The organism is Tychonema sp. LEGE 06208 (assembly GCF_015207505.1).
Taxonomy (GTDB): domain Bacteria; phylum Cyanobacteriota; class Cyanobacteriia; order Cyanobacteriales; family Microcoleaceae; genus Microcoleus.
Genome location: NZ_JADEWT010000021.1, coordinates 23520 through 35880 on the forward strand (window position 1 = coordinate 23520; position 12361 = coordinate 35880).

12 protein-coding genes and 1 riboswitch are annotated in these 12361 nt (G+C 44.8%); of the genes, 5 read left to right on the forward strand and 7 right to left on the reverse strand.

Features of this window, described 5'->3' with window-relative positions:
* Positions 1 to 299 precede the first annotated feature (299 nt).
* Positions 300 to 444, reverse strand: a riboswitch (cobalamin riboswitch).
* A gap of 333 nt (positions 445 to 777) precedes the next feature.
* Positions 778 to 1245, forward strand: coding sequence for a hypothetical protein (locus IQ263_RS08050; RefSeq protein ID WP_194011988.1), 468 nt, complete (start codon positions 778 to 780; stop codon positions 1243 to 1245).
* A 260-nt stretch (positions 1246 to 1505) separates the two neighbouring features.
* Here the strand turns inward: IQ263_RS08050 and thiO are convergent, their stop codons facing one another.
* Together thiO and IQ263_RS08060 are read right to left on the reverse strand one after the other, a co-directional pair.
* The gene (thiO, locus tag IQ263_RS08055; RefSeq protein ID WP_194066974.1) at positions 1506 to 2594 is read right to left on the reverse strand and encodes a glycine oxidase ThiO; all 1089 of its coding nucleotides are present in this window, start codon (positions 2592 to 2594) and stop codon (positions 1506 to 1508) included.
* A 214-nt stretch (positions 2595 to 2808) separates the two neighbouring features.
* Positions 2809 to 3147: a 2Fe-2S iron-sulfur cluster-binding protein gene (locus tag IQ263_RS08060; RefSeq protein ID WP_194066975.1), complete on the reverse strand. Its 339-nt coding sequence runs from the start codon at positions 3145 to 3147 to the stop codon at positions 2809 to 2811.
* A gap of 117 nt (positions 3148 to 3264) precedes the next feature.
* Between IQ263_RS08060 and cimA the strand changes: the two genes are divergently transcribed.
* The gene (gene cimA / locus IQ263_RS08065; RefSeq protein WP_194066976.1) at positions 3265 to 4878 is read left to right on the forward strand and encodes a citramalate synthase; all 1614 of its coding nucleotides are present in this window, start codon (positions 3265 to 3267) and stop codon (positions 4876 to 4878) included.
* 71 nt (positions 4879 to 4949) lie between these two features.
* On the opposite strand, the gene IQ263_RS08070 is transcribed toward cimA, so the two are convergent.
* The 4 genes from IQ263_RS08070 to IQ263_RS08085 all read right to left on the reverse strand — a co-directional run bounded on the left by IQ263_RS08070 (position 4950) and on the right by IQ263_RS08085 (position 8217).
* On the reverse strand, positions 4950 to 7160 hold the full coding sequence (locus IQ263_RS08070) for a peptidase domain-containing ABC transporter (RefSeq protein ID WP_228049880.1): 2211 nt from the start codon (positions 7158 to 7160) through the stop codon (positions 4950 to 4952).
* Positions 7161 to 7293: 133 nt separating this feature from the next.
* Positions 7294 to 7485 carry a hypothetical protein gene (locus tag IQ263_RS08075; protein ID WP_194066977.1) on the reverse strand — a complete coding sequence of 64 codons (192 nt, stop codon included), beginning with the start codon at positions 7483 to 7485 and terminating at the stop codon, positions 7294 to 7296.
* Between the two features lie 145 nt (positions 7486 to 7630).
* On the reverse strand, positions 7631 to 7822 hold the full coding sequence (locus IQ263_RS08080) for a hypothetical protein (RefSeq protein ID WP_194066978.1): 192 nt from the start codon (positions 7820 to 7822) through the stop codon (positions 7631 to 7633).
* Between the two features lie 170 nt (positions 7823 to 7992).
* A complete protein-coding gene (locus tag IQ263_RS08085) occupies positions 7993 to 8217 on the reverse strand; it encodes a secretion protein HlyD (protein ID WP_194066979.1) in 225 nt (74 codons plus the stop codon).
* Positions 8218 to 8684: 467 nt separating this feature from the next.
* Between IQ263_RS08085 and IQ263_RS08090 the strand changes: the two genes are divergently transcribed.
* Together IQ263_RS08090 and trpS are read left to right on the forward strand one after the other, a co-directional pair.
* A complete protein-coding gene (locus IQ263_RS08090) occupies positions 8685 to 9920 on the forward strand; it encodes an HlyD family secretion protein (protein WP_228049881.1) in 1236 nt (411 codons plus the stop codon).
* Between the two features lie 246 nt (positions 9921 to 10166).
* Positions 10167 to 11177, forward strand: a complete 1011-nt coding sequence (trpS, locus tag IQ263_RS08095; protein WP_194066980.1) for a tryptophan--tRNA ligase — start codon at positions 10167 to 10169, stop codon at positions 11175 to 11177.
* Between the two features lie 122 nt (positions 11178 to 11299).
* On the opposite strand, the gene IQ263_RS29235 is transcribed toward trpS, so the two are convergent.
* Positions 11300 to 11431, reverse strand: coding sequence for a hypothetical protein (locus IQ263_RS29235; RefSeq protein ID WP_255515828.1), 132 nt, complete (start codon positions 11429 to 11431; stop codon positions 11300 to 11302).
* A gap of 34 nt (positions 11432 to 11465) precedes the next feature.
* Between IQ263_RS29235 and IQ263_RS08100 the strand changes: the two genes are divergently transcribed.
* Positions 11466 to 12356: a methylenetetrahydrofolate reductase gene (locus IQ263_RS08100; protein WP_194066981.1), complete on the forward strand. Its 891-nt coding sequence runs from the start codon at positions 11466 to 11468 to the stop codon at positions 12354 to 12356.
* Positions 12357 to 12361: the final 5 nt, after the last annotated feature.

Below are 12361 nucleotides of genomic sequence, written 5' to 3' on the forward strand. Positions count from 1 at the left end.
ACTTACTTCAATGATTAAATTTGTGAAAATTGACAGCAAAAATATACTGAGGTTGAGTAAAAACCCTTACAAAGTTATGATGATTTTACCGTAGAATAGCGACAGACTACAGGGAAATAGTTAGCGATTGGTGGACGATCGCCTTTTATTCACAGTTACGCAGAAACTATTACCGACTAAAATCTATTAGGGATCGGTGAAATTATATCAATATCGTTCTAAGTCAATAGATCGATCGCCATCATAGATCAATTTTGAGAAAGTCGAATAAACCATCATCTATGCCTCGTAGACGAAAAAGAACAGGTTTGCGATCGGCGGGCCTTCTGACTAAGAGACTCTATAATCTCATCACAGTTGCGGGACAGCGCCGGATTTACGCCGGACTTTCCCCGTTTCTTCCAACGGTTGCTTTTCGTTGGAACCGATTTTTGCACATCCATCAGGTTATCACAATTATGACTTGTTTGCATAAAAAACTGTGAAACGTGCCACCAGCGCCACAAATCGCTACTGTTTAGGCGCCAAGCTGTAACTCGATCGCACTCTCAAACATTCAGCGAGTCCCATCTTTTTATCCGTTGGGAGGGTGATGCGGGCGATCTCAGTTTTGAATTTGTGCGAGCTTAAGAGCTCGCGAGTTGTACAATACGCTAGCTCTTAAGCTCGCACGCTCAATAAAAAAATGCTTTTTGCAAAACCGAGATGCTCGCGATCGTTCTTTGTGTTCGGAGCTCTGACTTGCTACAATTTAGTCGCACGTAACTACAACGGATTATGACCGAACTATTAGATGAGACGCTTTCTATAGAAATCGCCACTCGCATCAAAAGCAACCGCAAAAACTGCTTTGATAACGCTTCCAAAGCAGCATTAACCACCGAAGGCGCAGTCTACGTCCAAGGATTTTTAGCTGCACCCGGATCACCTTACAAACCCATCGAGTATAGCTGGATTGAACTCAACGAGCGAATTGTTGACCCAACTTTTCCGCATCTCGGCTTCAGCGCTCAAGACATTCATTACTTCCCAGCCCAGCGATGGAGCGTTAAGAAGCTCAAAGCAATTTTAGATGAATCAAAAGAAGATTATCCAGAAGATGACCCGCTACCGGTTTACGGAAATCAACCCTATGAATATTACGGCGATGTCATGTTAGGCGGTAAAGATTACCAAAATGCTTACGATTTGGCTGCGCTTAAATGCAGGGAATTGAACCTACCCAAAAAACCGGAATTGAACTAATTCAGGACTTACTAAAAAATGGTTTTATATCAAATTTGGTAGCATCGGAACGATTAAACCGCGAAGACTATGATAGCGCGTAAGAAAGACGTACATCTTCTGATTTCTCTGACTTCGCGTTTTTAGCGTCTTCGCGGTTCATTCGATCTTACCACCTATTAGTTATCATTCTGATACAACCGAATTTGATATTACACACTTACAACGGCTGACAGAAATTAAGTTCGCAGCATTCGGAGCCTGCGAACCGACTTTATAAATCAGGAAAATGCAAATCTAGAATAATTAAAAGCAGCCAATAACGGATCTAACTTTTGTTCCAACATCAAATCAGCTAACAATTTAGCCGTCACCGGAGCCAACAAAATACCGTTGCGATAATGCCCCGTCGCCAGTGTCAAATTCTCCCAAGCACTCGCACCCAAAATCGGCAACTCATCAGTCGTAGCAGGCCGAAATCCCCACCATAACTCCAGAATCGGATAATTTTGTAATTCGGGATATAACTGCATAGCTCCTGCTAGCAAGCTTTGGATTCCCGCCGCAGTATTTCCCGAAGTAAAATCCACATTTTCGCTAGTTGCACCAATAATGATTCTCCCATCTTGACGCGGCACAATATAAATGCCGGTGCCAAATAAAACTGTTTGCAGCGGCTGAATTATTCCACAATTTTCTGGGACGCATACTGACAGCATTTGCCCCTTTCTGGGAAAAATAGGAACATTTAACAACTGCTCAGACCAAGCTCCAGTTGCCAAAACATAACGGTCAGCTTGCAATTTTCCTACCGTTGTTTCAACACCAAAAATTCGATTTTGCTGCTTAATAATTTGCCCTGCACTGCCTTGAATAATATTAATTTGCAATTCTTTGGTTGCAGTCTGAAGTGTCCGAAATAAAGCGCGGTTGTCTACTTGAGCGTCGTCAGGATACCACCAACCACCAATTACTTCTTCACCCAATCCTAACTGCTGCTGGCGAACAGCATCTCTGTCCAACCATTGAGAGTTGAGGTTTGACAAAAATGGCTGTTCTTGAAACTCATTTTTACACACAGGCGCGAGAATTCCCGATCGCCAATATCCCGTTTTCAATCCAGTCATCTCTTCTAGCCGTTCCACCCAGCCTGCATACAGGGCGCGGCTTTGCAAGCACAAATCCAGCATCGGACTGGGGGGAATTCGTTCGGCTTGGGGGGCGAGCATTCCGGCTGCAGCCCGCGCCGTCGGTTGTTTAGAATTGGTGGTGAGAACGGCGACAGAGGCCCCTCGCAACTTCAGTTCAACTGCTAGCGAAAGGCCGATGATTCCGCCGCCAATAATCAGAATATCTTGAGATGAATTCATTGACTTTTATGTGGACTTTCTGGCTGGTTTTACCTCTGGGTCTTCGGGTATTTTTTATTTACCGCAGATCAAAAGTAGATAAACACAGATAAACGCAGATGCTTTTTAAGATTGTTTATGACATTGGTAATGCAAGTGTCTTGAGAATTTTTGGGCAAGTCTTACATATTATCTTGCAAGCCGATCGCCCGATCGACCTTTTTTCACAAAAAATCTATGCTTGCGGTTTCCAGACAGTTTCCGAGCCCTGGCCCCAAAAACCATCGTATTTTGTCACCTTAATATCGCCTAAAACCTTAGTTTGGCAGGACAAACGGCGGTTCGATGCGGGAGAATGGGGAGGAAGCGAAAGTCGGGCTTTTTCGCGCCACTCGGGCTCGGAAACTTCACCCTCGATGCTAACGGCGCAGGTGCCGCAAGTGCCTAGCCCGTGGCAGTTGATGACTTTGGCGTTACCATTGTAGAGATCGATGCCGTTTTTGAGCAAAACTTCACGGAGATTCGATTCGCGATCGCACTCAAATGTTTTTCCTTGCGCTTGTACCTTGACCACAGCAATTTACCCCAATTAGATTTATGTTAATTTTCCTATATATTATCGCATTTATTTCAAATAAATTCATCTAATATAATAAGTCATATCTTACCAAATTCTCGATCCCAATTCCCCATGACAAATCGGCTCTGGATATACGATACCACACTGCGAGACGGCGCTCAGTGCGAGGGACTGTCTCTATCTCTCGAAGACAAACTGCGAATTGCCCGTCAGTTAGACAGTTTAGGAATTCCCTTTATCGAAGGCGGCTGGCCGGGAGCTAATCCTAAGGACGTACAGTTTTTTTGGCGGCTCAAAGAAGAGCCACTAACTCAAGCAGAAGTTGTAGCTTTTTGTTCCACTAGGCGGCCGGGAAAAACCGCAGCTAATGATGAAATGTTGCAGCCTATTTTGTCGGCCGGTACTCGTTGGGTAACGCTGTTTGGTAAATCGTGGGATTTGCACGTTATTGAAGGTTTGAAAACGACCCTAGATGAAAATTTGGCGATGATTCGAGATACCGTTGAATATTTGCGGAGTCAGGGAAGGCGCGTTATTTACGATGCAGAACACTGGTTTGACGGCTACAAACATAATCCCGATTATGCTCTTCAAACTTTAGCAGCGGCGGCGGAAGCCGGTGCAGAATGGCTGGTGCTTTGCGATACTAACGGCGGCACTTTACCCCACGAAGTAACTCAAGTAGTTCGCGATGTCTTAGCATTTTTAGCAACAAAAAGTACAACATTTTTACACTTAGGAATTCACACTCACAACGACTCAGGAGTTGCGGTTGCTAATGCTTTAGCTGCTGTGCAGGAAGGCGTGACGATGGTGCAGGGAACTATTAACGGTTACGGCGAACGCTGCGGCAATGCCGATTTGTGTTCTTTGATTCCTAATTTTCAGCTTAAATTGGGTTATAATTGCATTCAAGACGAGCAATTAGTTAAATTAACTCAAGCCAGTCGATCGATCAGCGAAATTGTCAACCTTGCTCCCGACGATCGCGCTCCTTTTGTCGGTCTTTCGGCTTTTGCTCACAAGGGCGGCATTCACGTATCGGCGGTAGAGAAAAATCCGCTGACTTACGAACACTTGGAACCAGAAAAAATCGGGAACTGTCGCCGCATTGTGATTTCGGATCAAGCTGGTTTAAGCAATGTTTTGGCGAAGGCCCGCACTTTTGGAATCGAACTCGATCGCAAAAATCCTGCTTGTCGCCAAATTCTGGAAAAATTAAAAGCTTTGGAAAGTCAAGGATATCAATTTGAAGGCGCTGAGGCGAGTTTTGAATTGTTAATGCGGGAGGCTTTGTCACAGCGCCAGCGGTGGTTTGAAATTAAGGGATTTCAAGTGCACTGCGATAAGGTTGGCGAAGAGTGTACGGCTTTAGCAACTGTCAAATTATCAGTCAACGGTACAAATATTCTGGAATGTGCGGAAGGAAACGGCCCAGTTTCCGCTTTGGATTCGGCTTTACGGAAAGCTTTGGTGAATTTTTATCCGGCGATTGCACATTTTTATCTGACAGATTACAAAGTGCGAATTCTCGACTCTGGTGCGGGTACTTCTGCTAAAACGCGCGTTTTATTGGAATCGAGCAACCGCCAGCAGCGGTGGACAACTGTAGGGGTTTCTACGAATATTTTGGATGCTTCTTGTCAGGCGGTTGTTGAAGGTTTGGAGTACGGTTTGGTGCTGGACAATCAAGAGGCGATTCCCCTAGTTTGTCGGGTTCATTAACTAAGAAGATTGGGCGGTGAGATAAAATACCGGGCGGTTTCTAACCGCCGTCTTATCTACTACAATTTTGTTTAAGGATGCAAAAACTCTAAATGATCTCCGGGAACAGATCGCAATCTAGCCGCCGATCCTTGCACTTTCAACCTGCCGCGTTCTAACATGATAATCCAATCGGCGCGATCGATCACTCGCGGCCTGTGACTGATAAAAATCGTGGTTTTCCCGTGCCGGTACATCAGCAAATTTTCCAAAACTTCCGCCTCGCTGGCGGGGTCTAGCCCTGCGGTAGATTCGTCTAAAATCAATACGGGCGGGTTGTTGAGAATCGCGCGGGCGATCGCCAATCTCTGTCTTTGTCCCCCAGAAATATTCGCTCCAAACTCCCCTAAAACAGTTTGATACTTATCAGGTAATTGGCTGATAAACTCATCAGCCCCCGCAAGTTTACACACTTTCACAATCTGTTCAAAGCTAGCATCTGGACTCCCCAAACGAAAATTATCTATAATCGAACGGCTCCAAAAATGCGCTTCTTGAGGAACTAGAACCACCTGCTGTCTGAGACTGTCTAGAGACAAATCTTGCAAATTGTAACCGCCAATTCTCACATTACCCGATTGCAGCGGATACAAACCAGCAATTACCTTAGCAAGCGTACTTTTTCCGCAACCAGAATAGCCGATTAAAGCAATTGCTTGACCCCCAGGAAACGTCACAGAAAAATTTTCCAGCAAGTCAAGTCTACCGGGATAGTGAAAATTCACATTCTTGCAAACAATCTCATCGCGACCTTGAATCGTGACCGCAGGTTTATTACTATCATTCTTAGTTTCCGGTGCAGCATCAATCACTTCGGAAAGCCGTTGAGTTGCTGTCTGAACGCGAGTCATTTCATCACTAAATCCGACTAAAGAAGTCACCCAAGTAGTAAGGTTTTGATTCATACTGATAAACGCCAGCAACTGACCGATACTCAATACCTTGTCAATCACCAAACCGCTGCCCAACCACAGCAAAGTAATGCCACCAGCAGAAGCAATAAAACCCGAAAAAATATTATTGAGGATGCCAATTTGTGTAGTGCGGAAAGTGAGATTTGCTAAGCGACCGAAGCGGCTTTGAAATTCCTCCCAAAGTTGCTGGGCGCTGCTAGTAGTTTTTACAGTCAGCGCGCCTTTAAACGTTTCGACTAAAACGCCTTGAGTTTCTGCTTCCAGCACAAATAAATTCCGCGTCTTTTGCTGCAATACTGGCAGAAATACTACTGTAGATGCAGTCATCAATAGAGCGATCGCTGTTGCAGCCAACGTTAGTTGCGTGCTGTAAAACAACATAAAAATAAAAGAAACTACCGCTATAAAAAATTGACTGGGCAAGCTGATAGCTACTTGAGAAACTAATTTATTTATTTCTTGGATATCTTGTAATCTACTGACGATTTCGCCGCTGCGTCTGGTTTCGTAAAAGCTCAAAGGCAAGCGCAGAAATTTCCGCCCAAATTCCATCACCAATCCTAACTCTAAACGCTGGGAAAATTGAGCAATTAAGTTCGACTCAACTAATCCTAAACTGCTGCTAAAAAAATTCATAATTATAACTGCGATCGCCACACTTGCCAAAAGTTGCGTGTCGCCCCGCACCAGGATGTCGTCGGTGAGCAGTTGAACTAAAAAAGGCGACGAAATAGACAGCAAACCCAACACTACATTCATCAACAATGCTTCGATTAAAATGTGGCGGTAAATCCCAACCCGGCGCATCCATTTTTGTAAGGAATTGGCGGGCGGTTGACCGTCTGCTTCTGCAAAAAACCGCTCTGGATCTGGGTCTACTAGCAAGCACAGCCAATCTGTCCAACCCGCTGCTAATTCTTCTTTAGAAACATAGCGCAGACCAATGGCGGGATCTGCGATCGCATATTTATTGCCCTGTTTTCCGTACAAAACAACCCAATGATACCCGCTCCAGTGAATAATGGCCGGCAAAGGTGCTTCATCAATTTTGTCTAAAATAGCAGCGGCTGCTCGCACGGATCGAGCATTAAGACCGATCGCCTCAGCCCCCTGTTTCAAACCCAGTAAAGTCGTCCCCTTTTGACCGGTACCGGCAAATTCTCGCAAGCGACTAATTGTAAAATTCTGTCCGTAAAATTTGGCGATAGAAGCCAAACAAGCCGCCCCGCAATCTTCTTCACTTTGCTGGAGAACAACCTGATATTTCTTAAACCTGTTTACTTGTCCGAATAATGGCATTTTGCCGATCAAAGGAATATTTTTTAACATTTTGCCAATTGAATAATGAGTAGAGCATAATGAACACTACTCCTCACCCACTACCCAATCAGCAAAAAGCACCCATAAAGTTATGGGTGCTTTTCAATCAAGAGTTAGAGAGCTGAATTCACAGCCCTAAATTTTATGAGTAGCCGTAGCGGACTACTCTTCTGAAGGAACCGTCGCAATTCCGGCGGTAAACTACCCAACTGCGGCGGCGTCCACGGTTACAGTCGTTGTAGCGATTATTGGCATAATAGTAACCGCCGTTGACGCTAGCTGATTCTTCAGGGGTGAGTTCAGCAAACAGTGAATTTTCCTTAGTGTCTTTCATGATTTGACTCCTTTCAAGGTTAAAAGTTTTTAACAGAAACTAGAAATTATTTACAATTTCTACAGCCTCGCTCAAATAAAGCACAATGAAATTATGGGTGCTTTCTCGATCGACAGTTAGAGAGCTGAATTCACAGCCCTAAACTTTATGAGTAGCCGTAGCGGACTACTCTTCTGTAGGAACCGTCGCAATTCCGGCGGTAAACTACCCAACTGCGGCGGCTTCCACGGTTACAGTCGTTGTAGTTATTATTGGCATAATAGTAACCGCCGTTGACGCTAGCTGATTCTTCAGGGGTGAGTTCAGCAAACAGTGAATTTTCCTTAGTGTCTTTCATGATTTGACTCCTTTTAATTTGACAAGATGGAACGAGAACTATAAGTTTTATAAGTTTTATATAGCCTCGTGTAATTACTAACTAATAGTTCTTTAAGTGCTGTGCGTGTTCCGGAATGTTACTGAGATATTTTCCAAATTTCTTTCGATCGCGCTACCAGACTCACCTATCTAGACTATTAGGGTTTTGTAAGGGCGCGATCGGTTCGGATCGTACAGATACAACTGGTTCGGCTGCGGCATGAAAAACAGCATATTGAGGTCATTGCTGCTGTTTTCGCTCCCGCTGTTGCTGTTATTACTGCTGACACTGCTGGTAGGGCTGCCACCGCTGACAGTAGCAGATTCTCGTTCGGTGAGCTCGGTAAAGAATGAATTTTGTTGATTTTCCGGCATGAGGAACTCCTATTAATACCTATGTACTTACTTACGTACATCTCCCCAAAAAACCGGGTAACAGCGCCAAAAATCATTAATGCAATGTCCTAGTTTCATGAATGTTGCCCGCTTTGTCCACCATTCTTGATGTTTGGGGAAATTTGCGGGTGGGGACAGCAAAGCTGTGCGGATTTTGACCTTGACCCCGTGAATTTTGATTTATATAGTCCTGGACGCACTCCTTGTCAGATACCGGGTTTTTTGAGGAAAATCTTTGGTTGCAGCCCGCAGACTCGATCGAAAACCCAGTTTTTTAGGGCTTGATTGGTAAGCCGTATTAGACTTCTCAACCTATCCTTGGTATCCGGAAAACGGAAAATAAATATGACAAAAATAATAAACGATCGCTCTCTTCCTTTTCATTTTACTATTTGAAATGAGAGATGAAAACATTGAAAATAACGGATTTTATAAGGGTTTAGAGCTTGTATACAGTTGCATTGTTTTTTAGAACTGGTATCAAAACTCAAAACTATCCTCCTCCCCTCCAACTCAAAACTCAAAGCTCAAAGCTCAAAATTATTCCTCTCACCCCAGCACCCACCATGTCTCTCACTCCCGAACCCACACCCGCTGAAACCTTTAATAACGACCAGTTTTTGCCCCCTGTCAGCCGTTGGACAAGTTTGGGGGGAATTTTGATGGTGGCCACCTTTGGCGGGGCGATCGCCCTGGCTAGTGTCACCAAATACAGCGCCACAGTCAAAGCAGAGGCGATCGTCCGTCCCGCCGGAGAAGTGCGCGTCGTGGAAGCGGCCACCGAAGGAACCGTCGAAAGCATTGCTGTCAGCGAAAATCAGACAGTGAAAGCCGGAGATACGATCGCAGTTGTAGACGGTTCGCGTTTGGGAACTCAAAACAAGCAATTCCAAGACATTATTAATCAGTCTCAAGCAGCAGCACAGCAAATCAACCAGCAACTGCGCGACTTAGAAAATCAAATTTTGGCCAGCGCCAAACTTAAAAGCATCGAAAGTGGAAGTTCCGCCGAACAGGAATTAGTCGAATCCGCTTTAGTCAAAATCGCCGCATCGCTGCCGGATGTTGCCGAGAAACTGGGTAGAAGTCGGCGGGTTTTGCTCGTCAAGCGATCGACCATCCAACAACAATTGACTCAAGCTAAAAAACAGCTAAATCAAGTTGAGTCACAACTCAAAAATAGCGTGATCCGCGCCCCCGCTGATGGTACAATTCTCAAATTGGAAGTACAAAATACCGGTCAAACCGTACAAGCGGGCAGCGCGATCGCCCAAATCGTCCCCAGCGACGTACCCCTGGTAGTCAAAGCCAAAGTCACATCCCAAGACATCGCCCGCATCCAAATCGGTCAACCCGTACAGATCAGAATTTCCGCTTTACCCTTCCCCGACTACGGCACATTGAAAGGAACAGTCAGCGCGATCGCCCCAGATGCGATCGCCCCTCAAAATCCCGCCAATAATTCAGGTGGATCTTATTACGAAGTAGCAATCAAGCCCCAACAAACCTATTTAACAAAACTCCAATCCAGCAGCGGTCAATTCTTCGGAAATTCCCAGGTAAATACCCCCCGCCAGTATTCAATTCAATCGGGAATGGAGGGCAGAGCCGATATTATTACGGGCCAAGAAACAGTCCTCACATTTATTTTACGTAAAGCCCGTTTGCTGACAGATTTGTGATTAGTCAGTTGTTAGTTGTTAGTTGTTAGTTGTTAGTTGTTAGTTGTTAGTTGTTAATTGTTAATTGTTAGTTGTCAACAGTCAGCAGTCAACAGTCAGCAGTCAACAGTCAGCCGTCAACAGTCAACAGTCAACAGTCAACAGTCAACAGTCAGCCGTCAACAGTCAACAGTCAGAAAATTACAAGAGCGGAAATTGAAATAACGTGTCAAAATAGAAATGTGAAATCAATTCTATTCTTTCCTCATGGGTAAACAGCGCGTTCTTTCAGGAGTTCAGCCAACAGGCAATCTTCACCTAGGCAATTATCTCGGTGCCATTCGCAACTGGGTAGAAAATCAAAGCCAGTACGAAAACTACTTTTGCGTAGTCGATTTGCACGCAATCACCGCACCGCACAATCCAGCAACCCTAGCCTCCGACACTTACGCCATCGCCGCCCTTTATTTAGCTTGCGGCATCGATTTAGAACATTCTACTATTTTCGTGCAATCCCACGTCTCGGCGCACACAGAACTAGCATGGCTGCTAAACTGCATTACGCCGATTAACTGGCTCGAAGATATGATTCAGTTTAAAGAAAAAGCAATTAAACAAGGCGAAAACGTCAACGCAGGCTTGCTAAATTATCCCGTATTGATGGCAGCAGACATCTTGCTTTACGATGCCGACAAAGTACCAGTAGGAGAAGACCAAAAACAACATTTGGAACTCACCCGCGATCTAGTCATCAGATTAAATCACCAATTCGGCACACCAGAAAAACCCGTATTAAAACTTCCCGAACCGTTAATTAGGGCAGACGGCGCGAGAGTAATGAGTTTGACAGACGGTACGCGCAAAATGTCAAAATCCGACCCTTCCGAACAAAGTCGAATTAACTTATTAGATTCGCCAGAAACCATTACTAAAAAAATCAAGCGCTGCAAAACAGATGCCGTGCGGGGCTTAACCTTTGACGACCCAGAACGCCCCGAAGCTAGAAATTTGCTAACACTTTATCTCCTGCTTTCCGGTAAATCTAAGGAAGAAGTTGCAGCGGAATGTGAAAACATGGGTTGGGGAGATTTCAAACCATTGTTGACAGAGACGACAATTAATGCCCTGAAACCAATTCAGGATAAATACAAGGAAATAATGGACGATCCGGGATATTTAGAGTCTGTACTACGTCGCGGCAAAGAACAAGCAGAAACCATTGCCAACAAAACTCTGACTAAGGTGAAAACCGCTTTCGGTTATTCTTTACCTGTTTAGTTGTTATTGGTTACTGGTTAGTTGTTAGTTGTTATTGGTTACTGGTTAGTTGTTAGTTGTTATTGGTTACTGGTTATTTGTTAGTTGTTATTGGTTACTGGTTATTTGTTAGTTGTTAAGAATTACAACTGCCAACTGCCAACTGCCAACTGCCAACTGTCAACTGCCAACTGCCAACTGCCAACTGCCAACTGCCAACTGCCAACTGTCAACTGCCAACTGCCAACTGCCAACTCCCAACTGTCAACTGTCAACTGTCAACTGCCAACTGCCAACTATCAACTAACTATGAACCGTTTTCGTACAGCCTGCACCACCCCTGGAGAATTTATAATTACCGCCGAAGTTGCCCCGCCAAAAGGCGGCGATATGACTCACACGATCGCAATGGCTGAACTTCTAAAAAACAGAGTTCACGCTATTAATATCACAGACGGCAGCCGCGCAGTGCTGCGAATGTGCCCGCTAGCAGTTTCCGCGATTCTATTGCAGCACGGCATTGAGCCGATTTGTCAAGTTGCTTGTCGCGATCGCAATCAAATAGGCCTGCAAGCCGATCTCATGGGAGCCCACGCTTTAGGCATCCATAATATCTTGGCACTCACAGGCGATCCAGTCAAAGCCGGCGACCATCCAAAAGCCAAAAGTGTATTCGATTTAGAATCAGTGCGGCTGCTGCAAGTCATTCAAAAAATGAACGGCGGCAAAGACTGGAATGACAAAGCTTTAACAGACGGAATTACCGATTTATTTGTCGGTGCCGCTGTCGATCCGCAATCCCCCAGTTGGTCTGGTTTGCAAAGTCGATTCGAGAAAAAAGTAGAAGCCGGAGCACAGTTTTTTCAGAGCCAATTAATTACAGACTTTGAAGTTTTTGATAAGTTTATGCACCACATTGCTGCTGGCTCCAACAAACCAATTTTAGCAGGAATATTTTTGTTTAAATCAGCTAAAAATGCTGAATTTATTAAAAAATACGTGCCGGGAGTTCACATCCCGCAAGAGACGATCGATCGTTTGGCAAAATCCCCAGCACCTTTGCAGGAAGGCATAAAAATTGCGGCCGAACAAGTCAAGCTAGCGCGGCAATTGTGTCAAGGAGTTCACCTGATGGCAGTGAAGCGAGAAGATTTGATTCCTCAAATTTTGGATTTGGCGGGAATCGAGCCGCTGAGTTAACATTG